25 protein-coding genes are annotated in these 25,199 nt (G+C 43.9%); 11 read left to right on the forward strand and 14 right to left on the reverse strand.

Going from position 1 to position 25,199, the window contains the following annotated elements; translation table 11 throughout:
* The first annotated feature begins 549 nt into the window (after window positions 1–549).
* Window positions 550–1,398, forward strand: a complete 849-nt coding sequence (locus tag R7Z41_RS16105) for a GMA family class A beta-lactamase GMA-1 (protein ID WP_012774820.1) — start codon at window positions 550–552, stop codon at window positions 1,396–1,398.
* A gap of 189 nt (window positions 1,399–1,587) precedes the next feature.
* On the opposite strand, the gene R7Z41_RS16110 is transcribed toward R7Z41_RS16105, so the two are convergent.
* The 6 genes from R7Z41_RS16110 to rraB form a co-directional block, all read right to left on the reverse strand.
* The gene (locus R7Z41_RS16110; RefSeq protein ID WP_014386725.1) at window positions 1,588–3,369 is read right to left on the reverse strand and encodes a DUF262 domain-containing protein; all 1,782 of its coding nucleotides are present in this window, start codon (window positions 3,367–3,369) and stop codon (window positions 1,588–1,590) included.
* Window positions 3,370–3,734: 365 nt separating this feature from the next.
* A complete protein-coding gene (locus R7Z41_RS16115) occupies window positions 3,735–4,220 on the reverse strand; it encodes a hypothetical protein (RefSeq protein WP_014386726.1) in 486 nt (161 codons plus the stop codon).
* Between the two features lie 9 nt (window positions 4,221–4,229).
* Window positions 4,230–6,245 (reverse strand): hypothetical protein, encoded by a 2,016-nt coding sequence (locus R7Z41_RS16120; protein ID WP_014386727.1) that lies wholly within the window; start codon window positions 6,243–6,245, stop codon window positions 4,230–4,232.
* 2 nt (window positions 6,246–6,247) lie between these two features.
* The gene (locus R7Z41_RS16125; protein WP_014386728.1) at window positions 6,248–8,092 is read right to left on the reverse strand and encodes a hypothetical protein; all 1,845 of its coding nucleotides are present in this window, start codon (window positions 8,090–8,092) and stop codon (window positions 6,248–6,250) included.
* Window positions 8,089–9,726 carry a site-specific integrase gene (locus R7Z41_RS16130; protein WP_014386729.1) on the reverse strand — a complete coding sequence of 546 codons (1,638 nt, stop codon included), beginning with the start codon at window positions 9,724–9,726 and terminating at the stop codon, window positions 8,089–8,091. The genes R7Z41_RS16125 and R7Z41_RS16130 overlap by 4 nt, the downstream gene beginning before the upstream one ends.
* Window positions 9,727–9,866: 140 nt before the next feature.
* A complete protein-coding gene (gene rraB, locus R7Z41_RS16135; protein ID WP_318079098.1) occupies window positions 9,867–10,289 on the reverse strand; it encodes a ribonuclease E inhibitor RraB in 423 nt (140 codons plus the stop codon).
* Between the two features lie 583 nt (window positions 10,290–10,872).
* Between rraB and arcA the strand changes: the two genes are divergently transcribed.
* The 5 genes from arcA (at window position 10,873) to R7Z41_RS16160 (ending at window position 15,462) form a co-directional block, all read left to right on the forward strand.
* Entirely contained in the window at window positions 10,873–12,093 is a 1,221-nt protein-coding gene (gene arcA / locus R7Z41_RS16140; protein WP_005381082.1) for an arginine deiminase, read from the forward strand.
* 156 nt (window positions 12,094–12,249) lie between these two features.
* A complete protein-coding gene (locus R7Z41_RS16145) occupies window positions 12,250–13,254 on the forward strand; it encodes an ornithine carbamoyltransferase (RefSeq protein WP_225478037.1) in 1,005 nt (334 codons plus the stop codon).
* A 281-nt stretch (window positions 13,255–13,535) separates the two neighbouring features.
* On the forward strand, window positions 13,536–14,465 hold the full coding sequence (gene pyrB / locus R7Z41_RS16150) for an aspartate carbamoyltransferase (RefSeq protein ID WP_005381085.1): 930 nt from the start codon (window positions 13,536–13,538) through the stop codon (window positions 14,463–14,465).
* A 15-nt stretch (window positions 14,466–14,480) separates the two neighbouring features.
* Window positions 14,481–14,942 carry an aspartate carbamoyltransferase regulatory subunit gene (pyrI, locus tag R7Z41_RS16155; protein WP_005381086.1) on the forward strand — a complete coding sequence of 154 codons (462 nt, stop codon included), beginning with the start codon at window positions 14,481–14,483 and terminating at the stop codon, window positions 14,940–14,942.
* A 130-nt stretch (window positions 14,943–15,072) separates the two neighbouring features.
* Window positions 15,073–15,462 (forward strand): RidA family protein, encoded by a 390-nt coding sequence (locus R7Z41_RS16160; protein WP_005381087.1) that lies wholly within the window; start codon window positions 15,073–15,075, stop codon window positions 15,460–15,462.
* An 84-nt stretch (window positions 15,463–15,546) separates the two neighbouring features.
* Here the strand turns inward: R7Z41_RS16160 and R7Z41_RS16165 are convergent, their stop codons facing one another.
* The 8 genes from R7Z41_RS16165 to mlaF form a co-directional block, all read right to left on the reverse strand.
* Window positions 15,547–16,272 carry a 1-acylglycerol-3-phosphate O-acyltransferase gene (locus tag R7Z41_RS16165; RefSeq protein ID WP_005381088.1) on the reverse strand — a complete coding sequence of 242 codons (726 nt, stop codon included), beginning with the start codon at window positions 16,270–16,272 and terminating at the stop codon, window positions 15,547–15,549.
* Window positions 16,273–16,427: 155 nt separating this feature from the next.
* Complete coding sequence (murA, locus tag R7Z41_RS16170) at window positions 16,428–17,684, reverse strand: UDP-N-acetylglucosamine 1-carboxyvinyltransferase (RefSeq protein ID WP_005388419.1); 1,257 nt, start codon at window positions 17,682–17,684, stop codon at window positions 16,428–16,430.
* Between the two features lie 9 nt (window positions 17,685–17,693).
* Complete coding sequence (gene ibaG, locus R7Z41_RS16175; RefSeq protein ID WP_005381092.1) at window positions 17,694–17,948, reverse strand: BolA family iron metabolism protein IbaG; 255 nt, start codon at window positions 17,946–17,948, stop codon at window positions 17,694–17,696.
* A gap of 3 nt (window positions 17,949–17,951) precedes the next feature.
* Window positions 17,952–18,272, reverse strand: coding sequence for a lipid asymmetry maintenance protein MlaB (locus tag R7Z41_RS16180; protein ID WP_005381093.1), 321 nt, complete (start codon window positions 18,270–18,272; stop codon window positions 17,952–17,954).
* Window positions 18,272–18,910, reverse strand: coding sequence for a phospholipid-binding protein MlaC (gene mlaC, locus R7Z41_RS16185; protein ID WP_206970992.1), 639 nt, complete (start codon window positions 18,908–18,910; stop codon window positions 18,272–18,274). The genes R7Z41_RS16180 and mlaC overlap by 1 nt, the downstream gene beginning before the upstream one ends.
* Window positions 18,911–18,912: 2 nt before the next feature.
* Entirely contained in the window at window positions 18,913–19,401 is a 489-nt protein-coding gene (mlaD, locus tag R7Z41_RS16190) for an outer membrane lipid asymmetry maintenance protein MlaD (RefSeq protein WP_005381099.1), read from the reverse strand.
* 2 nt (window positions 19,402–19,403) lie between these two features.
* On the reverse strand, window positions 19,404–20,195 hold the full coding sequence (mlaE, locus tag R7Z41_RS16195) for a lipid asymmetry maintenance ABC transporter permease subunit MlaE (protein ID WP_025767616.1): 792 nt from the start codon (window positions 20,193–20,195) through the stop codon (window positions 19,404–19,406).
* Complete coding sequence (gene mlaF, locus R7Z41_RS16200; RefSeq protein ID WP_005388422.1) at window positions 20,185–20,988, reverse strand: phospholipid ABC transporter ATP-binding protein MlaF; 804 nt, start codon at window positions 20,986–20,988, stop codon at window positions 20,185–20,187. Before mlaF ends, mlaE begins: the two co-directional genes overlap by 11 nt.
* Window positions 20,989–21,362: 374 nt before the next feature.
* Here mlaF and R7Z41_RS16205 point away from each other — a divergent pair, with 374 nt between their 5' ends.
* From R7Z41_RS16205 to lptB, 5 genes are all read left to right on the forward strand, one after another.
* Window positions 21,363–22,328: a calcium/sodium antiporter gene (locus R7Z41_RS16205; protein ID WP_005381102.1), complete on the forward strand. Its 966-nt coding sequence runs from the start codon at window positions 21,363–21,365 to the stop codon at window positions 22,326–22,328.
* A 29-nt stretch (window positions 22,329–22,357) separates the two neighbouring features.
* On the forward strand, window positions 22,358–23,329 hold the full coding sequence (gene kdsD, locus R7Z41_RS16210; RefSeq protein ID WP_005381104.1) for an arabinose-5-phosphate isomerase KdsD: 972 nt from the start codon (window positions 22,358–22,360) through the stop codon (window positions 23,327–23,329).
* A gap of 86 nt (window positions 23,330–23,415) precedes the next feature.
* On the forward strand, window positions 23,416–23,979 hold the full coding sequence (gene lptC / locus R7Z41_RS16215) for an LPS export ABC transporter periplasmic protein LptC (RefSeq protein ID WP_005381106.1): 564 nt from the start codon (window positions 23,416–23,418) through the stop codon (window positions 23,977–23,979).
* Window positions 23,960–24,454, forward strand: coding sequence for a lipopolysaccharide transport periplasmic protein LptA (lptA, locus tag R7Z41_RS16220; protein WP_005381109.1), 495 nt, complete (start codon window positions 23,960–23,962; stop codon window positions 24,452–24,454). The genes lptC and lptA overlap by 20 nt, the downstream gene beginning before the upstream one ends.
* A 1-nt stretch (window position 24,455) precedes the next feature.
* Window positions 24,456–25,181 carry an LPS export ABC transporter ATP-binding protein gene (gene lptB, locus R7Z41_RS16225; RefSeq protein WP_005381111.1) on the forward strand — a complete coding sequence of 242 codons (726 nt, stop codon included), beginning with the start codon at window positions 24,456–24,458 and terminating at the stop codon, window positions 25,179–25,181.
* The last annotated feature ends 18 nt before the right edge of the window (window positions 25,182–25,199 follow it).

Here is a 25,199-nt window from a genome sequence, read left to right on the forward strand (position 1 = left end):
GGAGAGTACATCGATCACGAAAGGGTACTGTCCAATCCCTTCCCGACTCTCATTGCCATTTTGGCCACAGCGTATTAACCACTTCCGCTGCTTCATCATATAACGCGCCTTACGTGGATTCACTTACGTTCATCATACTGACACCCTAGCACTTACCCAATTCGTGGTTATCAGGAGGAACATCCTCTCACGATTCAGTTCCCACACAGCCTAACGACCGTGTTTCGTTACATTGTCGGATCCGCTGCTTTATTCAGGATCCTAGGGTCATCTGGTGATACAGATGGTTCACTCTTATCGTGGTGAACAACGCTTCATACGACTTCAGGTCGCACGGACAGAAATGAGTTATTCACAACTTATAGTTGACTTATGCGTATGAGATTCAGATAGCGCTTCCTTCATCCTAAGTCGAGCAGAAAATAACGCTCCATAAACACACTCATCTTTTCATACAAACTTAATATGACCCGCTGTTGATTTATATCTTTCGAGCTGTATTATTACGCTCCGTAAATTCAGTCTTATTACATAAATAGTCGAGTTATCATGAAAAAATCAATCTTACTTTCGAGCTGTTTGTTCATTTCTTTTTTATCGACCGCTTCAACATTGAACGACTCGCTCTATTCTATAGAACAACGCACCTTGGGACGCATAGGTGTATCAGTTTTAGATTCAACGGATCAACAATGGCACTATAAAGGGAATGAAAGGTTCCCTATGATGAGTACATTCAAGACATTAGCATGTGCAAAAATGCTACAGGACTCTGATAGAGACATTTTAGATATAAGTACAATGGCGCCAGTAAAATCCGATGAACTAATCGCTTGGTCACCAATAACAAAAAACATGGTTGGCAGTTCAATTACCATTGAAAATGCTTGTGAAGCTACGATGAAGACTAGTGATAATACTGCTGCAAACATAGTCTTAAAGCACATCGGAGGCCCACAGGGTGTCACTGCTTTTCTACGTTTGATCGGAGATAAAGTAACTCAATTAGATCGTTTTGAACCTGAACTAAACCAAGCCAAAGCTGATGACCTACGTGATACAACGACGCCAAATGCGATGAATAAGACCCTATATCATATTTTATTCGAAGATGTATTAGCTCAAAATTCAAAAAAACAACTTAAGGAATGGATGCAAGGGAACACTGTTTCCGATTCTTTACTCCGTTCTGTTTTACCAAAAGGGTGGTCTATTGCAGATCGTTCTGGTGCGGGAGCTAACGGTTCGCGCGGTATTACAGCAGCAATTTGGACTGACGAGCGCGAGCCATTAATCATTAGCATCTACCTGACACAAACCAACCTTTCTATGCCAGAACGTAATCAAGTTATTAATGAAATTGGTAAGGCTATTTTCGAAGAGTATGCTGTCAAATAACTAGATGAGATTGTCATACTGTTGACAATAGATATGCCGTAGAGAACAAAATGGGGTTGTACGGCATATTGACCACCTTCGTTGCTTGGTTATAACTCATTTTGGGGCATTTTTGAGTCATGAATAGCGGTAAATAGATGCATTCACCGCCATCTTGGTATGAGAGCTACTCTCTTACCATTTGGAGCATTAGGCTGGGTTGGTGATCTCTCCAGTTTCAGAGACAGGCTCCGCCATGTTTGGCTGTTCCACGTCAAAAAGTTTGCATAGCTTAGTTTTCATCAGTGCTCGCCGACAGTCAAAATATGTCTCAAAATCATCAAACTGAAGAGATAGCTCTGTAGGGATGTAATTTTGGTCACGATATAACGATTCATTTGTTACCTCCTCAGCAACCCATTGATTCAACGCTTTCGCTTGCTTTTCGACATTCTCCTGACCTTCCAGCAGTTGCAGGTTTGGCAATAGGTCGCGTTTGCTCTGCCAGTCGCGAATAGCTTCTTCTTCCAGTCCCATGCTTTCCAGTTTTGTCCACTTAAAGCCGGATGCAGGATGCATGTGATCTTGGTGAAAGTTCACCTTATCCAATTTAAGATCGGGATAGAGGAGTGACAGCACCATGAAGGTAAATGCCCCTTTTGAGCGTTCCAGTAATTCGTCAATATCGTCGTGATCAATGGTCAGTTTCTTACCACCGGCAAGTCGGGTGTACTTGAATTTGCCAAAATCAAACATGTTTGATTTTAACAGGTAACCCTCATCCCCTTTTTGGCGCAAACCTTCACGCAGGCCATTTAAGGCCGTGTCTGCTTGACCACTATAAACCTGCTTGAGTAAGCTGTGTATCACCAGTTTATGTAGTTGACCTTTAATCTCTTGATTAACAACACCGCCTTTTAGTAGATAGTAGGCAATGGGGGTCGCTGCATAGTGTGAGGACAATCGTTTCTTATTAAAACCAAAGTCACGGAGCATGACTGCTGTTCGCTTCAGCGCCTGACTGATGTCCGTCCAGCGATGCTTAATGACCTCGATGGTCTCTTTGTTAAACGACCGGACTTTAAAGCTCATTGGTGCGTCGACAAGGAACAAGCAGGTACGCATCAAAAAGTCAGTGTTGAAGCTAAACAATCCGTCTTCCCCATTCAGTTCATCCAGCAACTCTTCGATTTGCTCACGTCCGTTTTCCCAGTGTGCAACAAGGGTTGAAAACAGCAGATCTGATTTCGACAATATGTTGCCACCACTGTTTACCCTGACAAAAATATCCAGAATTTCATCTAGATCTTTGCCGGTTACTTTGAAATAACTTATCAAATCGGGTTGATACATCTTTCGCTTCAACAGGTCGAGTTTTCGTCTTGCTACACTGCGCTTAGCGTTAAGGTGAGCAGCCCCATCGTCATTTTGATCAAGAAGTGGGTCTAAAATATCATATGGGTCGTCATCCGCCGTATATTCGAGGATGTCCCTTACTCGGAAGTAATATCGATCAGTTGAGCTTTCACCAGCTTGTTGTTCCGTCAGGAAACAAAATTCGTATTCATCAGCATCGCCCAGCAAATTCAGGTAAAACTCCCGTTTGGGGTACGAGGAATCCTTGGCTCTTTTGGCATACTTAGGGCGACTTTGATAAATACCTTGCAACGCTATGTACATCGAGCTGATGCGCTGCTGCCCATCAAGAACACCTGTTATATCGTGCGGAAAACTATAATTCACCAATGCATTCTTTGAATCACGTTCATGATAATTTTTTAGAAATTCGTAGAACGTATAGTCATTCGCATTGCCTTGGTCTAGCTCCCAAAACAAGAAAGTGCCGATGGGATAATCACGCATGATAGAGTCAAAAAGAGTGCAGATTTTCTCTTCCCGCCACACAAATTTACGTTGAATTGCTGGCAGGTAATATTTGTTCTTATTGATTTCATCAATCAAATCTGAGATTGACAGACTTGCATAAGCCATGTGATTTACTACCTTGTCTTGTTTCAAAATTCAGTTCAGCAACGCGCTGATGGCTGTTCAGCCATTTTTGGAGTCAAACGTAGATGTTGTGTGAACAGTGCAGACCATAGTTGTTGCTCTACACCAATTAGACGTAAGCAATAGAATAACGATAATAACCTAAATAAATTTTACTTTACAATCACTTAAGCATGAGAGATTGTAACTCGTTGTGGCTTATACCAGAAAGCCGCATGGGCGTGTGATGTTCTCTCGATCATCTAGACACTTTACATACATGAGTAAAATTAGGTCAAATGATGACTTGTTGAAGTAAAAGATGACAATGCTCCAAGTAAGAATGGGGCAAAAATGTTTTAGAGCAATTATTTTTTATAGCCTTCATACTCAGCAACACTATCAGTAAGCTCCTGCTGAAGTTCATACACTCGAAACATTAGCGACTTATTCAATACCTCAAGTTCATCATTGGTGGCTAAAGCCTCATCCCTCTCCGTGCGATAAGCTTCTTTAAGTTCGATTTGCTTCCTTAACTCATCTTTGAGCCTATCGATTTCGCTCATATCTTCTGTGGAAGCCTTATCTATTTCAGATGGTTTAGGGGTATCCAGAGTTTCGTTATATGCCTCGATAGCAGGGTTGGCGACATTATCAACGAACTCTTTGAATTTATGAATGTAACTGCGCCCTAAGCCCGCCTCGTTGTTGATTTTATTGAGAGTAAGACGGCCTTTGGCTTTGGTTCGTAAAGGCTTACCATTTTGGAGTCGAGCGAGTGCCTTATGAAGCTTTTCTTCAGCCGCCAATGTTTTCTCTTCCTGTACCAACGCCCTTAAAGTTTCTTGATTCATTTAGGTTACTTACTCCTTGGGAAGACTAATCACTTCATCAGTGAATGGTGTATAAGGGATTTCATGGGCTTTTAGTGTCAGTTCTTCCACCAAGATTTTCTGCTTTAAGCCAGTCAAGATTGAGCTCTTTAATACATCACCCGTGTTAAGATTCGTAAACTTGGCAATCAATCGCTCTCGTTGCTTAGCAATCTTTTTCGCTCCCTTATCGGTCACCACTTTATGATCGCACTCTTTGATTTCCGCTCGAAAGAGTGATGTACCACATACTCGATCACACGAAGCATTAGTACAATAGGCACCACTCGGCAGTTGCATGATGTGAAAATTGCCACGACGAAGATTCTCTTCAATTTCTGAACGAGTCATGAAGATGCGTTTTCCCGCTTTCAATTGCTCCAATCGCTCCTGCATAATGGCCTCGCCTTTGACCCCACTCAAATGCTCACTTTCGTTGTAGATCTCATCGAAGATATCCACCCCCAAATCAATCCCCGCCTCTTTCAAGTCGTTTAAAATATCCTCATCCATCAGCAGGTCATTCATCTGTGCCAATACCGCATTATTTGCGTAGTAACCTGACATATTGATGTTTTGGTGTTTGAATTGAAATTTAATCCCTGAAGCCGTACCGAAGCCATACCGCACAAAGAACACGGCAAATGACCGTCTAAAGTCATGAGAGCTTAACCCCGTGCATGTCCCGCCAACCGTTAATTGCCCCTCTCTTGAAGGGTTTAGCGTATTAAACTCCTCTACATCCTCTGGAGTGGCCTTATAGCCCAGATGGTTTATAACCCTTTTCAGTGCTTTGTAAGGATCGAATATATAGTTGTCGCTGATTTGTCGTGCAGCTTGAGGCAGCAAAAATGCGGAACATAATTGCTTTCTCATGTGCGCAATATTTTCTGCTGTTTCACCTTCCGCTTCTTTCCGATCAACGCCATTGTGATAAAACTTACGAGTTGATGCCATCATGTCATAAGCCAGCTCTAACGCTGTTTCGGCAACAGAATGTGACTGCCAAGTGGCGATAGTCGGCATTCCATCATGCCCCTTGGTTGTTTCGCCTGTGAGTATGGTCACTGGTTGACCGTTAACCATTACCGTATCTGCGCTGTCTTTGTTGAAAGATACCGCCTCGCCAATTCGTACGCCTGAGAACCCCTGAACCACTACCAAACAACTGGCCAAGATGCCAGCCAAGTCCGTAGCGCGCAAGTTTACCTTGAAATCAGGAATGCAATGGTCAATCCTCTTTATCGCCTTTGTCACCCTTTGGTCAAGTGCATTGGCGGTCATTGATAGCTCTGTTCTGCCATTGCCACTTCCTCTTTCTGCAAGCCTTTCACCATTATGGATTCGCTTTCTAATGTCATAGGCTTCCCCCATCACTTGTGAAATCTCATGACGATACGGATGGTATTTTTCAACGGTTTCTAAGGCATGGTTCATGATGCATTGATACAACTTATGTGGAATAGCTACATGCTGTTTACGTTCTTTTTTCTTTGCGCACTTTTTTAGCGCCTTTGCGTCAACATATGAACTGAGCAAGCCAACATCCGTCAGTTTATTTAATGCTGAAAGAATATGACCAATCCTTGCATCGCCAAACTGTCTCTGTTTCAGGCTACGGGTAAATGATTTCCACTGCCTGGCGTTACCTAATTGGCTCCAATCTGTCCCCTCCAAGCGGTCTGCAATGTGCTGTAGTGAGGTCTTCATGACATCCATTTGGGCGACCGATAAGGGCAAGGTACTCACTTTTTTTGAGTGGTGATAGAACTGGTATAAAGCGTCCTGTATTCCATTCACATACTCAGGACTGGCGCTCTTAAAGCTTACGCTTAATGAATACCTCACACCAACGACATGCGACGTTGAAAAGTCCCACCTCTCAACGTGGTACGGTTTATCGGCTACGTCGAGCCTGTCTAACCCCTCGATTAAGAACCCCGTTTCGGACTTCTGAACGGGGACGGACGGAACAGCGTTATCGTGCTTATTGAGTTTGTCATTCATTGTTAAAACGTCTCCAGTAAGTCCATTAGGCTATACCCATCGCTATAAAGTGGGTGAGGGGCTTCACTGTGCATTTCTTGCGCTCGGGTGTAATTATCAGGCGCAACCTCTTTAAAATCCTTTAAAATCGATTCGATGGTGTTACACAACTTATAAAACTTGTCCGTTGGCAGACTGTTAATAGCTGGATAAGCCTTCATTTCTTGTAGCGTGTCGTTGAAGGACAGCATTAGCCAAATATCCTCGACCTCAGACACTAATCGATGATAATGACATTCGAAGCAGCCTAGGAAATCGGTACAACGCTGCTCCTTTTCTGGCTGTTTGACCCCCATGTTTTCAAGGTTTTTCTTAATTCTTACGGCAACACCTTGTGAGGAGTCCTTACAGCGAACGCCAAGGGGGGTTTGAGTGTCGTTTTCGGTTTCTTCCTTACGTAGCCGTTTGTAATCGTAGCCGTTCAATACATTGGCATGGTTAAACTTCGATTTATTCGCCGCCTCGTGAGGATCGGTGCCATTTTTCGAAAAGTCGTACAGCGCCTCATTGTTTGCCGCCAAACTCGTTCTATGATCGCTTTCGTTACCGTCAGAATAATTAATAGCAACAACTTCAATTGAGTTGTTCGCAGACATCGACACTAACCAAATGTCTTCCGTGACTTTCATTAAAGTATCAATCTTTGTTTGGCGCAGTTTTGAGGGTGTGACGTGGGCAAGCCCCAATATCTTTGTGCACTTATTGATGCTCTTTTGAGGGGTGGTTTGGCCTGCGTCAACACACCCTTGAATCTCGCCTGATTTTCGAAAATAGGGAAACACCCATTCTGTACCAGCGTTTTTCTGGAGCACCATCGAGACTTCCAACCATTGATGGAAGAACGCTTGGGTCTTTTTATGAAACCCAAGCGACGTATCAAAACCTAAGTAATTTGCACGCGCTTTGGTCATGTCAAAGTAGACCTTGCCATCTGATTTAGCGGTAAATCGAATGTCGCTAAAACGCAGGTTTAACAGAGGCGTTGTATTTTGCCCTGTAAAGCAAAAGGCGATCATCGCAGCCAGTCTAGAAAAATGATTACGTGCTGCATTCTCACCTACTACAGTCCGCTTAAACGTCCCTTTCACCTGATTTCTTTTTTTTACACTCCACCCGTTTTTCTCGGCTTGTTGATTGAACAACTCCTCACTCCAAAGTGGATGAAGGCTTGGTTTGGTGCCCTCTAAAAAATGCCGCCTAAACCCCGCGAACGCAGCAATGAACCGCCGAACAAGCGGCTTGAGTTCCCCAACCACATCGATGCCTTTATGTGAATTGGCCTGTTTCTTGGTGCCTTTTATTAATATTAATTGCTTTGCCTCGATGGGACGGTTATACGCTTTAAGGAAAAAACTCACTATCCTTTTAGCGTTACTCCAGGTTGATAGACTTTGCTCACCTCGATTACATTTATCTTGATGATAATCCATGAAAGCGTTGTATAAGTCTGGTGCAAAGTAATCGCCATTAATAGGCTTTCGATGCTCACGGTCCATCCAACGAATATATAGTCTCAGTTGTTCAAAATGGTTTTGCTTTGTGCGGTTGAAGTCCGTTCTTAGAAGACGATAGGCATCTCGGACAAACGCCTCTCTACCCGCAACAGGTATATAATCCACCCCCTTTATTTTTTTGCCTTGCTGAGAATAGTTAGGAGCGCCTTGATATAACAACTGAATAAAATGAGATGTCGCTCCGCCACATTTCAGTTTCAACTCATCCAAGTGAAGCGGCTCAACTGTTGCGGCAGGTGCCTCATAAAATGCGTCATCAAGGACAACGGGCTTTGAGTTATCTTTGCGGCTCATTTTTTCTTTGCCTCCTCAAGCTTTCTAGACGCTTCTTCGAACTCAGGTAAATCATCCAAGTCGCTCTCTTCATCAAACACACCAACGTAGTCCAACACATCTTCCCAGATTTCATCCCCCGTAGGCTTATCTTGGGCAATTTGCAGATAAAGTAGCGTGGTGGATAAATCTTCATGGCCAAGAAATGCTGATACTATTTTTAGAGCCTCGTCTGCGTCCATTTTCTTTAACAATGTCCGAAAAGCCGACACCGCAAAGGTCGAGCGTAAGTTGTGAACCACCGAATCAATGTCATTCAGCAAATTGACTGCGGCGGTTTTTCTGACCTCATTCCATCGAGTATTGATTTCTTCCAGTTTCTTAAACAACGGTATGCCAGAGTTGCTAATGAAAAGGTATTGTTTGCTTTCATCAACCCCATCAGTCCCGTCAAAGTAGGCATCGTTACCCGCCTCTCTCTCAGCCCTGCACCGTTCTTTAAATTTCGCCAAGCGTTTTTTGTATCTTGGTGAGTGGCTGTAGTTATAAAGTTCGAGCATCAGTGAACTAGGAATGATAGTGCGTCGAGACTTATTGTTGTAACCACCACTAGGGTCTTTAGTGAGTGAGCCATATTGGTCGCCCACACCCAGCCTCAAAACGGCAGTTTTCATATCAGGGCGAACCACTTGCCCTAGGTGCAAACTTACGCCTTCCTCCTTACGCAGCCCCGTGTAGCGGTAGACACGCAACAATAAGCAATACTCTTCAGGTAGGCTAACCAACTTTTCTTCGCGATTAACACTCTTAATGACTCGCTGGGTGTTAACCAGGACATTCTTAACCTCTTCCCATTCACTGTTTGACAGTGGCTTTAGGTCGCGCCTTGCATTAGGTAACTTACCCCCATCGTTTCGCTTTGACTTTGGGAAACTCAGTTTTAAATCGGTGGTTTGTATCACCTTACGACCGTAAGCGCTCATGTGAGTGCCACTGTTTTCGATGCCAATTAGCAAAGTTTCAAATTCAAACGGTGGGTTATTAAACCTCATACCCTGTCTGAGATGATGCTTGTAAAACTCTACAACTGAACGCACATACGATACGGCGGTCGTTCGAGCTAACCCTGTCCCGTTTAGCGTTGTCTTTTTGACCGCTGCTCTGTACATGAAAGTGACGCGGAGGTTTTTCCTAACCGCAAACTTATCCCAAGCAGGGCGAGGGGGGGCGATAAAGGGATCGTAATCTTCATTGTCATATTTACTATCCCACTTCGCTTGAGCATCCAGGATAAATCTGAAGTAATGAGTGAGAGCTTTTGAGGCTTGCTGGGACTCTTCTACATCCTTCTCAACGTGTTTTGCAAGAATAAACTCATTAACGCAATCCAGAGGTTCAAATGAAAGCAACCTTCCCTTGATGAAGATCGGGTTACCATACTCATCCTTCATCGGCTTACCCTTCTCATCTAGCCGTTTCAGTTTCTCGTAGCCAACTAAGTTCAAGAAGATCACCTTCTTAATATGAACGTGGCTTTCTTTGTTGCGAGAGTATTCATATTGAAGCTCACCATTATCATCAACGAACACCAACGGCTTTCTATAAGTGAAGGGTTTTAATGTTTTTGTTTTGATGTCGTAAATGATTTCAGTCACTTGAATACCTCAAATCTACTTTCTGTTCATTAATCAACCTATCACACATTCTCACCTATAAATAATGTATGGTTATCAGTATTAAAATTAGAGTCAAAAAAAACCTCACCATGTGGCGAGGTTCTCAATAATTCTCACTTTTACTCTTCATCAGAGTCGTAGGGTTCGTCACCCTCTTCAGAATCGTAGGGGTGTTCGTAGTACGTACCCCAACCGTCATAGATGATGTCGTATTTTTCTGCCAAGTGAATCAATTTTTCAACTTGCGCATCAATCGCTTCTGCGTCTAGTGCGGACTCCATAGTCGCATCACAGCAAAGCAACTTGTTACCATCTTCATCTTCAGTTTCTTCTGCTTCAAGAACTTCAAAGCCCATCTTGAATGCTTCAACTACCGCTTTTTCTAGCGTGTCAAAATCTTCGGCAAACAGGTGGTGCTCAATTTCGTATAGCGAATCTGGATCGCTGCCATCTTCTAGCAATGCTGCAATGATATCGCGAGTCTCTTCCTTTTGAATCTCAATTAATTCTTCTACTGATAGATATTCATCTTCGTGAGACATGTTTTGGCTCCAGATTAGTTACTTGATGGAAACACAATACCCGATACTGAGTATGCTGATCCGGTGAAATATGGCATGGATTGCGATGAAAAGCCACAAACAAACATCATACCACTGCGATTCTTATCGGTTATTTGAATCTAAATATTAAACCGACCACACAAAGAAACAAAAAATTAACAAAGAATGGCATTTTTTAATATTCAGAACATCCTAATTGACACTTAATGTTGTTATTTTCTCTTTCTATGCGTGTTTATGATGCTTTCTTGAATACACTCACGTGTAAAACGAAGAAGCATAACGAATAAATTCACTTTAATAATGCATAATTTAGAATAAAAATGCACGTTTTATGCACTGTGCGTGTATTCTTTCTCAACGGGAAAATTAGAATAAAAACGCACGCACTCTAATTTTAGCAAAATAGCATTTATATCTAATAATAAATTTAATAAGAACAAAAATAAAAACAAAAAACTCACAAAGTCAAAAATATCAGAATATAAACAAAGCTTGATAACTTGCATCTTTCTAGGAAGCTTGTCATAACTAATGGCTGGAAAATTTGTAAGGATACAAAATGAGCAAGCTGTACGTTGGATCAGAAGTTGGTCAACTTCGACGAGTTCTATTAAATCGCCCTGAACGCGCCCTAACCCACTTAACTCCGTCAAACTGTCATGAGTTGCTATTTGATGACGTTCTTGCTGTAGAAGCGGCAGGTGAAGAGCACGATGCATTCGCACGTACGCTGCGCGAGCAAGACGTTGAAGTGCTTCTCCTCCACGATTTACTGGTCGAAACCCTCGCCGTTCCAGAAGCAAAACAATGGCTGCTGAACACTCAGATTTCTGACTTTCGTTACGGGCCAACCTTTGCGCGAGACCTACGCCAATACTTTTCAGAAATGGATGATGAACACCTTGCCTGCATCTTTTTAGGTGGCTTAGCTTACTCAGAGCTACCGATCTCCTCATCTTCTATGCTGCCAAAAATGAAGCGTCCTCTCGACTTTGTTATTGAGCCACTGCCTAATCACCTCTTTACTCGTGATACCTCATGCTGGGTTTATGGCGGCGTTTCTCTTAACCCGATGATGATGCCTGCACGCCAACGTGAAACAAACCACTTACGTGCGATTTATCGTTGGCACCCAATTTTTGCTGGCCAAGATTTTATCAAATACTTCGGTGACGATGATCTGCATTATGATAATGCGAATGTCGAAGGCGGTGATGTGTTGGTTATTGGTAAAGGTGCAGTTCTTATCGGTATGTCTGAGCGTACGACTGCACAAGGTGTAGAGAACCTTGCAGCAAGCCTATTTAAAGCAGGCCAAGCGACCGAAGTGATTGCAATTGATCTGCCTAAACACCGCTCATGTATGCATTTAGACACCGTGATGACCCATATGGATGTAGATACTTTCTCTGTCTACCCTGAGATCATGCGCAAAGATCTCGACACATGGCGCTTAACACCAAAAGGCAACGGTGAAATGCATGTTGAAGCCTCACATAACTATCTGCACGCGATTGAGTCCGCTCTTGGCTTAGATCAGCTGAAAATCATCACCACTGGTGGCGACAGCTATGAAGCGGAACGCGAACAATGGAATGACGCCAATAACGTTCTAACTGTAAAACCGGGCGTAGTAATTGGTTACGAACGTAACGTATACACCAACGAAAAATACGATAAAGCTGGCATCAAAGTACTGACAGTACCTGGTAACGAGCTTGGTCGTGGTCGCGGTGGCGCTCGCTGTATGAGCTGTCCAATAGAACGAGACGATATATAACTTACTCGTCCCTTTACATTAGGTGAATCAAAACTAAGGTTGATGTGAATACATCAACCTTTTTTAGCTTTAATTAAAAATAATTATTCACAATAAAAGCATTTATATGTTTTAATGAATTCTATTAATCTAATCACATGTACTAAGGGACGAGCTATGGCTTTCAATTTACGTAACCGCAACTTTTTGAAGCTATTGGACTTCTCAACCAAAGAAATCCAGTTTTTGCTCGAACTGTCTACAGAGCTGAAAAAAGCTAAATATGCAGGAACAGAGCAGAAGACACTTCAAGGTAAAAACATCGCACTAATCTTTGAGAAATCTTCGACTCGTACCCGATGTGCGTTTGAAGTCGCTGCCTTTGACCAAGGTGCTCAAGTCTCTTACATCGGCCCTTCTGGCTCGCAGATCGGTCATAAGGAATCGATGAAAGACACCGCTCGTGTTCTTGGTCGTATGTACGACGGGATTGAATACCGAGGCTTTGGCCAATCCATTGTTGAAGAGCTTGGTACTTATGCTGGTGTTCCAGTGTGGAATGGTTTAACGGATGAGTTCCACCCAACCCAGATCCTTGCTGACTTCCTGACCATGCAAGAGCACGGCCGTGGTAAACAGCTACATGAAATAACCTTCGCTTACCTAGGTGATGCACGCAACAACATGGGTAACTCACTTATGGTGGGCGCAGCGAAAATGGGCATGGATATTCGCCTTGTCGCGCCAAAAGCGTTCTGGCCTGAAGAAGAGCTCGTGGCAACTTGTCAAACTATCGCGCAACAAACCGGAGCAAAAATCACGTTAACAGAAAGCGTTGAGGAAGGTGTGAAAGGTTGTGACTTCCTATACACCGACGTTTGGGTGTCTATGGGTGAGTCTGCCGAGGCATGGGATGAACGTGTAGCGTTAATGACACCTTATCAAATCAATATGGACGTGATTAAGCAAACGGGTAATCCACATGTGAAATTCATGCACTGCCTTCCAGCTTTCCACAATGATGAAACCACCGTCGGCAAAGAAGTCGCTGAAAAATACGGTATGAAAGGCCTTGAAGTAACAGAAGAGGTATTTGAATCGGAATACTCCATCGTATTCGACGAAGCTGAAAACCGTATGCATACCATCAAAGCCGTGATGGTTGCGACGCTAGGAAGCTAAACCAGTGCGCAAAAACAGCCGATAAAAACCATGATGTAATCGCTTGCGCTCACGAAAGTTAAGCGTATAATGCTCGGCAATTTGTCTGAGGATTAAGAAATGACCACGCTGATTGCTGACGTAAAAACGCGATTTGCTCTCGCTAAGCGACTACGCTTACGTGGTGTTATTTTCGTTAATTCTATTGAATTTTAAAACCTCCCCATTGGGGAGGTTTTTTTATGTCCAAAATTCCTTTCGGTTATTTGGATGTAGTCATCAATGTTATAGGGAAGAAGATCATGGCGAACTCGCTTTACCAGAAGCACATCATCTCTATTCCAGAGCTTTCACGCGAAGAACTGGAACTTATCGTAGAAACAGCAGGTAGCCTTAAAAAAGCACCTCGACCAGAACTGATTAAAAACAAAGTCGTTGCAAGTTGTTTCTTTGAACCATCAACACGTACACGTTTATCGTTTGAAACAGCGATTCAGCGCATTGGTGGTGACGTGATTGGCTTTGATAATGATGGTAATACCTCTCTGGCGAAAAAAGGCGAAACACTCGCAGATTCAGTACAAGTCATCTCTTCTTACGTCGATGCCTTTGTGATGCGTCATCCACAAGAAGGCGCCGCTCGCTTGGCCTCTGAATTTTCAAATGGCGTGCCAGTGATCAACGCGGGCGACGGTGCAAACCAACACCCAACTCAAACGCTACTCGACCTATACACCATCGCGGAAACACAAGGGCGTCTAGACAACCTGAACGTCGCATTCGTAGGTGACCTAAAATATGGCCGCACAGTGCACTCACTGACTCAAGCCTTAGCAAAGTTTAACAACATCCGCTTCTTCTTTGTTGCACCAGATGCGCTGGCAATGCCAGATTACATCTGCGAAGAACTAGACGAAGCTGGCATTCAATATAGCCTACACACAGACATGGAAAGTGTGATTCCTGAACTGGATATTCTGTACATGACACGCGTACAGAAAGAACGTTTTGACGAATCGGAGTACGCACATATTAAGTCGGCTTACATCCTAACGGCAGCACTACTAGAAGGCGCGCGCGAGAACTTGAAAGTACTGCACCCACTACCACGTGTGGATGAAATCACAACTGATGTTGATAAAACGCCTCATGCCTACTTCTTCCAGCAAGCTCAAAATGGCGTGTATGCTCGCCAGGCACTGCTGGCGCTTGTTCTAAACGAAACACTGTAATCGAGGGGAAAAATCATGGCTAAAGAAACTCAATTGCAGGTAGAAGCAATCAAAAATGGTACGGTCATCGACCACATCCCTGCGCAAATCGGCATCAAAGTATTAAGACTGTTCGATATGCACAATTCATCACAACGCGTAACGATTGGACTGAACTTGCCATCATCAGCACTCGGTCATAAAGATCTACTCAAAATCGAAAACGTGTTTATCAATGAAGAGCAAGCGAGCAAGTTAGCGTTGTATGCTCCTCACGCGACCGTGAATCAAATCGAGAATTATGAAGTGGTGAAAAAGCTCGCGTTAGAGCTTCCTGAGCGCATCAATGATGTATTTGAATGCCCGAATTCAAACTGTATTTCTCATAATGAACCAGTAGAAAGCAGCTTTAGCGTGTTCGAGAAGAAACAAGAAATCCGCCTAAAGTGTAAATACTGCGAGAAAGTGTTCTCACGCGAGATCGTAACCGAGCGATAAACACGCCGCACGACTAGGCTGTGATACGTTTAAAATACCCTGCAATGTCAGGGTATTTTGCTCTTTACCTACCGAGGGTTTAGAGGCAAACTGAGAATCTTTATTCCCTACAACTGATGGAAAAAATCAAATGACGAAAGTACTTCACACTGAGTCTGCACCAGCAGCAATCGGTCCTTACGTTCAAGGCGTAGATCTAGGTAACATGGTTCTTACTTCAGGCCAAATCCCAGTAAACCCAGCGACAGGTGAAGTGTCTGCTGATATCGCAGAACAAGCTCGTCAGTCTCTAGAAAACGTAAAGGCTGTAGTTGAATCTTCAGGTCTTAAAGTATCTGATATTGTAAAGCTAACGGTTTTTGTTAAAGACCTAAATGACTTTGGCACGGTGAACGAAGTTTACGGCAAGTTCTTTGATGAGCACGGCGTAGCAAACTACCCTGCACGCTCTTGTGTAGAAGTGGCTCGCCTACCAAAAGATGTTGGCATCGAGATTGAAGCAATTGCAGTTCGCAAATAATTGTACTTGCTGACAAACATAAAAAACGGGTAGCTCAGGCTACCCGTTTTTTATTGTCTTTTCGTGATGATATCGCAGTAAAACTTAAGCAGCATTACGCTGTTTGACTTCTTCATCTAACGATTCAAGCTTCTCTTTCATCTGTTCACGACAGATATTCGCTAACTCGCGAATGCCCTCTTTACCATAGCCTTCAGTGCTGATTGGAGGTAGCATTTCAACAATCACATGACCATTGTTCCAACGGTTCAGCTTAATTTTATTCGTCGAGCTACATACGATAGGAATGATTGGCACACCTGCTCCAATTGCCGCATGAAAAGCACCTGTTTTGAATGGCAGCAAACCACGCCCACGAGAACGCGTGCCTTCTGGGAACATCCACACCGAAACATCACTTTCTTTCATGCTGCTCACGACCTGATCGATAGTACCTTTTGCTTTAGAGCGATTCGCTCGGTCAATCAGAATGTTACCCGTAAGCCAGTAAAGCTGACCAAACAATGGCATCCAAGCCAAGCTCTTTTTACCTACTGTCACAACTTTCGGAGTCACAGCCGCAGAAACAGTAAACATGTCCCAGTTGTTCTGGTGGTTAGCAATGTAAACATGTTGGCCGCGTGAATACGCATCTTCAGGGATACGCAACTCTAATTTAATCCCAAACACACGAGACATCTTGGCAAACAAACGGCCAAAAGTGAAAACGTGCTTAGGGTTTCTAGGGCTTAATAGGCAGTAACCACAACCACCAATAAACATAACAATCGCAAAGATAGCGACAGCAAATACACGTAACAGTGCAATCATTCTTGTTCTCCAGGAACCGGCTTTTGCCAGATACAGCTATTAATATCTCTCTTTCCATAAAGGGAAAATATGGTCATGAGAGTGATATAAAAAAGCCGAAACTCAGGTTTCGGCTCTCTTGATATCCAAGTTACCTGCGGTGCAGTTTAACTTGCCTAGCTCACTCGCTCAATATTTGCGCCAAGTGCAGCCAGTTTATTTTCGATTTTGTCGTAACCACGGTCGATATGGTAAATACGATCAACGACGGTTTCGCCTTTAGCAATGCAACCTGCAATTACCAAACTAGCCGAAGCTCGTAGATCGGTTGCCATCACTTGCGCACCGCTGAGTGACTCAACATCACCACAGATAACCGTATTGCCTTCGATCTCAGCTTTAGCGCCCATACGCATGAGTTCTGGTACGTGCATAAAGCGGTTTTCAAAGATAGTCTCTGTGATCACGCCGCCACCTTTCGCCATCATGTTCAGAAGCGTAAATTGAGCTTGCATATCCGTCGGGAAACCAGGATGTGGCGCAGTACGTACACTTACCGCTTTTAGCTCGCGGTCGGTCATATCAACGGAGATCCAATCTTCACCCGTTTCGACAAGCGCGCCAGCTTCTTCCAGCTTGGCGAGAACCGCTTCAAGCAAATGAGCATTAGTGTTGCGACATACCACTTTACCGCCAGATACTGCTGCTGCGACAAGGAATGTTCCCGTCTCAATACGGTCAGCAACCACGTTGTGTTTACAACCGCCTAGGCGCTCAACACCTTCAATCGTAATGGTATCTGTGCCAGCGCCAGAGATTTTTGCGCCAAGCTTATTTAGGAAATCAGCGGTATCGACGATTTCAGGCTCACGCGCAGCGTTATCTAGTGTTGTTGTGCCTTCCGCCAGCGCTGCCGCACACATGATGGTGATCGTCGCGCCTACGCTGACTTTATCCATCACGATGTGCGCGCCTTTTAGACGACCATCCACTTCTGCTTTCACATAACCATCTTCTAATGTAATGGTTGCGCCAAGCTGCTCTAAACCAGAAATATGCAGATCCACAGGACGGGCACCGATGGCACAACCGCCTGGTAAAGAAACCTGACCTTGACCAAAGCGCGCCACCAAAGGACCTAAAGCCCAAATAGAAGCACGCATGGTTTTCACCAAATCATAAGGCGCGCAGTATTCTGTAATACTGCTTGGGTCAACATGAACAGAGCCATTGCGGCTTACTTTCGCGCCTAAACGCTTAAGCAGTTCCATGGTTGTATCGATATCACGAAGGTGTGGTACGTTTGCCACTTCTACTGGCTCTTCCGCCAAGATAGACGCAAATAAAATCGGCAGTGCTGCGTTTTTTGCACCTGAAATGGTCACTTCACCAACTAGTGGTTTATCTGACCCAATAACTCGAAACTTTTCCATCAATAAACCTTAAAGCGACATCAATTTCTTATCACGAGCCCACTCTTCTGGTGTGAACGCTTTGATTGATAATGCGTGAATGTCGTTACGCTGGATGTATTCCATCAGAGGAGCATAAATTAGCTGCTGCTTCTTAACGCGGCTCATTCCATCGAAACAAGCATCAACAGCAACCACTTCATAGTGGCTACCTTCACCTTTCACATGCACTTCTTGAAGGTTTAGTGCTTCTTCTAATAACTGTTGTACTTTTGCGCTATCCACAATTTACCCCTGATAATTCTGTATGTGTTTGGCCACTAAAGATTCAACATTGCTCAGTTGAAACAAAGTGCGCAGTTGCGCCGGCACGAAACTGAGCATTATATGACAGTTTTGCTTTTTTGCATGCTCTAATAAGTGGATTAACATCACCATTCCTGCAGAGTCGACGCGCTCTATCTCTTTTAGCGAGCATTCCAGCTCCGATTGAGCAGGTTGCCATTGCTGTGCATACGCCCACAATGAAGGCACTGTATCTCTATCAAGTGCCCCTGTTAGCTTAAGAATGTTTTGATCCAATTGCCACTGAGCGGGAGTCTGGGCCATTATTTCTTCGCCTCGAAGCGGATCGGTTCTGCGGCCAATTTTTCTAGGTCTTTAGCAACAGATAGAATACCTTCTTGACGAATTTTACTGTTCCATTCGGATTGTTTACTAGAAAGCAAACTAATGCCCTCTGCAATCATATCGAATGCTTCCCACTCACCAGACTGGTTGTCTTTACGCAGTTTAAACTCAAGTTTGATGTTTGGACGCGGAGTATCGATGATATCAACTTTAATGCTTGTAATACGCTTAGAGTCATCAATGCTAGGCTCAGGACCAAACTCAATTTTTTGGTCAGAGTATTGCGTCAACACTTGTGCATAAGACGCAATCAGGTACGCACGAAATGCATCGATAAACTTAAGTACATCTTCACGCTTAGCACCTTTTAAGTTTGGACCAAGAAGTTTTAACCCTGCATAGCGGTAGTTGACGTAAGGCATTAGCTCTTCTTCAACGATCACTTTAAGTAAATTTGGATCTTGTTTGATTTTCGGCTGTTCGGCTTTCAATCTTTCGAACGTGACTTCAGCTACCTGCTTCATCATCTTATAGGGTTCAGTTTTATCCACCTCTGCTGCTGTTGCTCCAAAGACGCTAAACACAGCACAAACTGAAAGTAGTAATCTCGCTAACATAGTTATTCCTTACTTGAGTCGTCTGAACCACCTACGCTGTATAGTACTTGACCAATTAAGTCTTCAAGCACAAGCGCCGATTTGGTGTCTTCGATGGTATCACCATCCACCAGCATGACTTCATCATCAAAAACGAAGCCAGGTACTAAACCAATGTATTGCTCACCAATCAGGCCAGATGTCAGAATTTGTACGCTCGACGTTTCTGGGAACTGATTGTATTTGCTATTGATAGATAGTGTTACAACTGGCAATAAGTTGTCTGGGTTAAGCGAAATACTACTTACTCGACCAATCACAACGCCCCCCACTTTTACGGGCGAACGAACTTTTAAACTGCCAATATTATCGAACTCGGCTTTGAGGGTATAAGTATCACCAGAGCCAATGCTTTTTACGTCAGCAACTTGAAAAATCATCACAAGAATCGCGCAAATTCCCGCTAATACAAAGCTGCCAACCCATAATTCAGTTTTACGTGTTTGTTGCATGATTAATTCCCAAACATCAATGCGGTCAGTACAAAGTCTAATCCTAGTACTGCTAAAGAAGAATGCACAACAGTGCGCGTAGTTGCTCGGCTGATCCCTTCCGATGTTGGAATAGCATCATAACCGTTAAATAGAGCGACCCAAGTAACCGTAATTGCAAACGCAAAACATTTGATCATACTGTTACCAATGTCTTGCCCTAGCTCAACAGAGGACTGCATCGCTGACCAAAAACTGCCGTGATCAACGCCTTTCCAGTCAACACCAACAAGCTGAGCGCCCCAAATTCCCACAGCCATGAAAATCATAGCCAGTAAAGGCATTGAGATAACCCCAGCCCAAAACCGTGGTGCAATCACTCGTTTCAATGGGTCTACCGCCATCATTTCAAGGCTAGACAGTTGTTCCGTTGCTTTCATTAGACCTATCTCTGCGGTTAACGCAGAACCGGCACGACCAGCAAACAAAAGTGCAGTAACAACAGGTCCTAATTCACGGAGTAAAGAAAGCGCCACCATTTGCCCCAAACTGCCTTCTGCGCCGTAATCCACCAACACAACATAGCCTTGTAGACTCAAAACCATTCCAATGAACAGACCAGATACGACGATGATCGCTAGCGACTGAACACCAACAGAATAAAGTTGCTTAACAAGCAGAGGAAAGCTTTTGATCGGTTGTGGCTTAGAAAATAGCGCCCCAATCAACATGAAAGTCGCACGACCAAATGCTCCGCAAATAGAAAGCGTGCGTCGACCCAGCGAGGCGACAAAGTGAATGAAGTTATCGACCATCAAATAAGTCCTTTTCGATACTTTGAGAAGGGAAACGAAACGGTACAGGACCGTCGGCATCACCTTGTAAGAACTGCTGGACACGAGGATCAGAGTTTTGAGTCAGCTCTTCTGGCGTACCATAGGCGATGATTTTTCCATCGGCCATCAGGTATACCCAGTCAGCAATACTCATGACTTCAGGTACGTCGTGAGAAACCACAATAGAGGTCAAACCTAACGCTTGGTTTAGATTGCTAATTAGCTCAACCAAAACGCCCATAGTGATTGGGTCTTGCCCCACAAACGGCTCATCGTACATGATCAAGTCAGGGTCAAGAGCGATTGCACGAGCCAAAGCAGCGCGTCTTGCCATACCACCTGAAAGCTCACTCGGCATTAATTGCGCCGCGCCGCGCAGACCGACAGCTTCGAGCTTGAGTAACACCATGGTGCGAATCAAGTCTTCCGATAAATCGGTATGCTCTCTTAATGGAAAGGCGACATTATCAAAAACATTCAAATCAGTGAATAAAGCCCCTGACTGGAACAACATGCTCATTTTCTTTCGAGCATGGTAGAGTTTTTTACGCGAGAGAGAGGGAATATTGTCGCCATCAAACCAGATCTCTCCTTGCTCGGGATACAACTGACCACCAATCAAACGCAGCAGTGTTGTTTTACCAATTCCCGATGGTCCCATAATGGCCGTCACTTTGCCCTCAGGAACATGCAGATCAATATCATCAAAGATCATGCGTTCTCCCCGTGAAAAAGTGAGGTTGTTCACGGTGACTAAATCGTTGTTCGACATATCATCTCTTCTACTGTAGGAGCGTTGCAACTCACGGAATCATCAAGCAGATACTCATCGGAGTTGAATTCTACGTTTAATAAAGTAACGTCGGTACATTTATTAGGCTGCAATCATAAGCACATTGGCGTTGAATTTAAAGCACTGTTCAATTAAATAAAGTCGAGTATATCCCTGCAATTTCTCATGGTTTATGACCGAATTAGCACGAAGTGTTTAAATCCTAGACCAGAATTGCTCATTTAAATGAGTGAGATTTACATACATTTTCGTTACTAACCTTTAATTTATTCTTCGTTTATCTTCCATTTTAGGCCGCAAAAGGTCAAAATTAGCGGTTATTCATTTTACTTATTTAATACTTAGGAATTCTCATGCTCGAAGCCGTTGCGTTGCTTATAGTCGGTCTTGTTTTGCTTGTTTGGAGTGCAGATAAACTTGTTTTTGGCTCTGCAGCGATAGCCCGCAACGTCGGTATTTCCCCGCTTGTCATCGGCATGACAATCCTCGCGATGGGCTCATCCGCCCCTGAGATGATGGTATCTGCAACCGCTGCTTGGGATGGCAAAACAGATACAGCGGTGGGTAACGTATTAGGCTCAAACATAGCGAACATTGCGTTAATCCTAGGTATTACAGCGCTGATCAAGCCTTTGTCGATTAGCTCCGCCGTCATCCGCCGAGAACTTCCACTCATGATAGCCGTAACCGTACTCGCTGGTATTCTGCTTTGGAATAGCCATCTCGGTTTTTATGAGGGTGTCTTATTGTTTGTACTCTTTGGGGCATTTTTATTTGCTATGTTGCAAATCAGCCGCAAAGAGCAAAAATCAGGTGATGTTTTTCTTGATGACCAAGAGTCAGAGATCCCAGAAGGCGTCAGTAACCCTAAAGCAATCATGTGGGTGGTTATTGGCTTGATACTGCTTCCTTTGGCAGCCAGCATGCTGGTTGATAACGCGGTAATTATTGCTAAACACTTTGGTATGAGCGACCTTGTTATCGGTCTAACTATTATCGCCATTGGCACTAGCCTGCCAGAACTAGCCGCATCACTTGCGGGAGTTTTAAAGGGTGAAGACGACATGGCTGTCGGTAACATTATCGGTTCGAATGTGTTTAACATTCTGGCGGTAATGGGGATTCCTGGCATCATTAATCCATCGGTGCTCAGTGAGTACGCGATGGGACGTGACTTCTGGGTCATGTTAGGCGTTTCATTGTTACTTGTCGCTATGTGTTTGGGTAAATCACGCAGTATTAACCGTATTGAAGGTGCCATCTTGTTTGTGTGCTTCTTAGGTTACCAAGTGTACTTATTCGCAAACATGACCGCTTAATTACCACGATCAATAAGTAGAGATCTGATATGTCCAATCAATTTGATTTTCGCGCTGCTGCTAAACAAGTTCTTGATATCGAAGTTGCTGCTCTGCAAGAGCTAGATACCTACTTTGATGATCAATTTGAAAAAGCGTGTGAACTTATCCTTTCCAACAACGGCAAAGTTGTCGTTATGGGTATTGGCAAGTCAGGCCATATTGGTAACAAGATTGCCGCCACTCTGGCAAGCACTGGGACTTCGGCGTTTTTCGTTCATCCAGGCGAAGCCGCACATGGTGACTTGGGTATGATTAGCCCTGGTGACATTGTGCTGGCAATTTCTAACTCTGGTGAATCAAACGAAATTCTGTCTCTATTTCCAGTATTAAAGCGCCTGAATATTAAGATCATCAGCATGACAGGTAAGCCAGAATCAAATATGGCCAAGCTGTCTGACTTACACCTGCAAATTACGGTACCTCAAGAAGCTTGTCCGTTAGGCCTGGCGCCAACTAGCAGTACGACTGCCACATTAGTGATGGGAGATGCATTAGCCGTAGCTCTGCTTCAAGCTCGTGGTTTTTCTGCCGAAGATTTTGCCCTATCTCACCCAGGTGGTGCACTGGGGAGAAAACTGCTACTTAAGTTGTCTGATATTATGCACTTTGGAGAAGCGTTACCTAAAGTTTCTCCTGACGCATTAATTCGCGATGCCCTGCTTGAAATTTCAGAAAAGGGGTTAGGCATGACAGCCATCGTCGATGAGCACGATGCTATGCTTGGTATATTCACCGATGGTGATTTACGTCGTACCTTAGACAAGCGTATCGATATTCATACGACGGCAATTGGCGAGGTCATGACGACAAACCCAACCACAGCACACCCTGATATGCTGGCGGTTGAAGGTTTGAACTTGATGCAGAATAAAAACATTAACGCTCTGATTTTATGTAAAGACGAAAAAATTGTGGGTGCACTGAACATGCACGATTTACTAAAAGCTGGCGTGATGTAATATCAGCACAAACATTTAAATCATTTATTAGACGAATAAAGGCAATGGTCAGGGAAGTACTGAGCTAAACGATAGGCCTTCATTATATGAGTTTTACTCGCCTTATTTATTTGCTCTTGATCTTCGTTGTAGCGTGGTGCGGTTATTACCTACTAACCCCTAAAGGCAACGACGCAATTCAAGTAGCACCAGATTCTGAACTGCCCATGTTCAGTGGTTCTGGATTAGAAAACATCACCTACGGTGAAGATGGTGTCCGCAGTTACATCATTCGCTCCACTAACTTAGACCATTATGCTAAGAGTGGAGATACTATTTTTAATAACCCGACTTTGATGGTTTACCGTGAAGGTAGCGTCATTGAATGGAAGGTGACTGCCACAAGAGCAGTGTTAGATGAAGACCAAGTTTTGACTTTATATGACAAAGTCTTAATGCAAAATCTTCTGCCTGGTGCGAGTTTTGATACCATGGCAACAGACAAATTGGTCATTAATCTAACCAATCGTGATTTTAAAGCTGACCAACAAGTGATGTTGGTTGGACCACAATTTGAAACTACTGGAGGCGCAATGCAAGGCAACTTAAAACAGCATACTGCGACTCTGACAGATGAAGTTCAAGGTCGATATGAAACCGTTACACCTTAGCCTACTGGCACTGGTATTGGCGGCGCCTCAAGCGCTGGCACTCAAGTCGGATACTCAACAGCCGGTTTACATAAACTCTGACACCCAACAGGTGGACATGAAGAGTAACCAGGTTGTTTTTGAAGGCGATGTATCTCTTAAGCAAGGGAGCATCAATATCGATGCTGATAGAATCGTGGTAACTCGCGATCCTAAAACCGAAGCAATTAAACAGATTCAAGCATTTGGTAAACCTGCGAAGTTTTCTCAGCTGATGGACGATGGTAAAACACTTAGTGGTCAAGCTACGGAGTTGGATTACCGTATTTCTACAGACGAACTGACCATGAAAGGTCAAGCGCAGCTGGCACAAGACAACAACACCATCAAAGGTTCTTCGATTCGTTACCAAATTGGTAAACAAAAGCTAGTCGCAGATAGCTCTAAGGAAGAGCGCGTTACGACCATTTTGCAACCCAATCAGATAGAGAACTAATATGGCAGTACTGAGTGCGAAAAACTTGGCGAAAAGCTACAAAAAACGCAAAGTCGTCACTGATGTTAGCTTAGAAGTTGAATCTGGTCAGATTGTTGGGCTACTCGGTCCAAACGGTGCGGGTAAAACCACCTCGTTTTACATGATTGTCGGCTTAGTACCTCGCGATGAAGGCACCATTACCATTGACGACAATGACATCAGTATTTTGCCGATGCATAGCCGTTCACGACTTGGCATTGGCTATCTTCCGCAAGAAGCGTCGATTTTCCGTAAGCTTTCAGTAGAAGATAACATCATGGCCGTACTTGAAACTCGTCAAGAAATGACGAGGGAAGAGCGCCAAGATAAACTGGAAGATTTGTTGGAAGAATTCCACATCCAGCACATCAGAACCAGTGCTGGTATGGCACTATCAGGGGGTGAGCGACGCAGGGTGGAAATCGCTCGAGCTTTAGCGGCCAACCCTCAGTTCATTTTATTGGATGAACCTTTCGCTGGTGTTGACCCAATTTCGGTTAATGACATCAAGAAAATCATTGAGCATCTGCGCGATCGTGGTCTCGGAGTGTTAATCACTGACCATAATGTACGTGAAACACTGGACGTATGTGAAAAAGCCTATATCGTGAGCCAAGGGCACCTAATTGCATCGGGAACTCCGGCAGAAGTTCTCAATAATGAACAGGTGAAACAAGTTTATCTCGGCGAACAATTCCGTCTATGATTATATTAGGAACGGTAA

Origin of the sequence: Vibrio sp. 1457 (assembly GCF_033340195.1) — a bacterium.
GTDB classification, from domain to species: domain Bacteria; phylum Pseudomonadota; class Gammaproteobacteria; order Enterobacterales; family Vibrionaceae; genus Vibrio; species Vibrio alginolyticus.

What these genes read in the sequence shown, in the direction of transcription:
- R7Z41_RS16205 (WP_005381102.1), top strand. Translation starts at nt 21,363, where the DNA reads ATGCTCGAAGCCGTTGCGTTGCTTATAGTCGGTCTTGTTTTGCTTGTT.
- R7Z41_RS16120 (WP_014386727.1), bottom strand. Translation starts at nt 6,245, where the DNA reads ATGAATGACAAACTCAATAAGCACGATAACGCTGTTCCGTCCGTCCCC.
- pyrB (WP_005381085.1), top strand. Translation starts at nt 13,536, where the DNA reads ATGGCGAACTCGCTTTACCAGAAGCACATCATCTCTATTCCAGAGCTT.
- arcA (WP_005381082.1), top strand. Translation starts at nt 10,873, where the DNA reads ATGAGCAAGCTGTACGTTGGATCAGAAGTTGGTCAACTTCGACGAGTT.
- kdsD (WP_005381104.1), top strand. Translation starts at nt 22,358, where the DNA reads ATGTCCAATCAATTTGATTTTCGCGCTGCTGCTAAACAAGTTCTTGAT.
- murA (WP_005388419.1), bottom strand. Translation starts at nt 17,684, where the DNA reads ATGGAAAAGTTTCGAGTTATTGGGTCAGATAAACCACTAGTTGGTGAA.
- mlaC (WP_206970992.1), bottom strand. Translation starts at nt 18,910, where the DNA reads ATGTTAGCGAGATTACTACTTTCAGTTTGTGCTGTGTTTAGCGTCTTT.
- pyrI (WP_005381086.1), top strand. Translation starts at nt 14,481, where the DNA reads ATGGCTAAAGAAACTCAATTGCAGGTAGAAGCAATCAAAAATGGTACG.
- mlaF (WP_005388422.1), bottom strand. Translation starts at nt 20,988, where the DNA reads ATGTCGAACAACGATTTAGTCACCGTGAACAACCTCACTTTTTCACGG.
- R7Z41_RS16145 (WP_225478037.1), top strand. Translation starts at nt 12,250, where the DNA reads ATGGCTTTCAATTTACGTAACCGCAACTTTTTGAAGCTATTGGACTTC.
- rraB (WP_318079098.1), bottom strand. Translation starts at nt 10,289, where the DNA reads ATGTCTCACGAAGATGAATATCTATCAGTAGAAGAATTAATTGAGATT.
- R7Z41_RS16105 (WP_012774820.1), top strand. Translation starts at nt 550, where the DNA reads ATGAAAAAATCAATCTTACTTTCGAGCTGTTTGTTCATTTCTTTTTTA.
- R7Z41_RS16115 (WP_014386726.1), bottom strand. Translation starts at nt 4,220, where the DNA reads ATGAATCAAGAAACTTTAAGGGCGTTGGTACAGGAAGAGAAAACATTG.
- R7Z41_RS16160 (WP_005381087.1), top strand. Translation starts at nt 15,073, where the DNA reads ATGACGAAAGTACTTCACACTGAGTCTGCACCAGCAGCAATCGGTCCT.
- lptB (WP_005381111.1), top strand. Translation starts at nt 24,456, where the DNA reads ATGGCAGTACTGAGTGCGAAAAACTTGGCGAAAAGCTACAAAAAACGC.
- R7Z41_RS16125 (WP_014386728.1), bottom strand. Translation starts at nt 8,092, where the DNA reads ATGAGCCGCAAAGATAACTCAAAGCCCGTTGTCCTTGATGACGCATTT.
- lptC (WP_005381106.1), top strand. Translation starts at nt 23,416, where the DNA reads ATGAGTTTTACTCGCCTTATTTATTTGCTCTTGATCTTCGTTGTAGCG.
- R7Z41_RS16180 (WP_005381093.1), bottom strand. Translation starts at nt 18,272, where the DNA reads ATGGCCCAGACTCCCGCTCAGTGGCAATTGGATCAAAACATTCTTAAG.
- R7Z41_RS16165 (WP_005381088.1), bottom strand. Translation starts at nt 16,272, where the DNA reads ATGATTGCACTGTTACGTGTATTTGCTGTCGCTATCTTTGCGATTGTT.
- R7Z41_RS16110 (WP_014386725.1), bottom strand. Translation starts at nt 3,369, where the DNA reads ATGGCTTATGCAAGTCTGTCAATCTCAGATTTGATTGATGAAATCAAT.
- mlaE (WP_025767616.1), bottom strand. Translation starts at nt 20,195, where the DNA reads ATGGTCGATAACTTCATTCACTTTGTCGCCTCGCTGGGTCGACGCACG.
- mlaD (WP_005381099.1), bottom strand. Translation starts at nt 19,401, where the DNA reads ATGCAACAAACACGTAAAACTGAATTATGGGTTGGCAGCTTTGTATTA.
- lptA (WP_005381109.1), top strand. Translation starts at nt 23,960, where the DNA reads ATGAAACCGTTACACCTTAGCCTACTGGCACTGGTATTGGCGGCGCCT.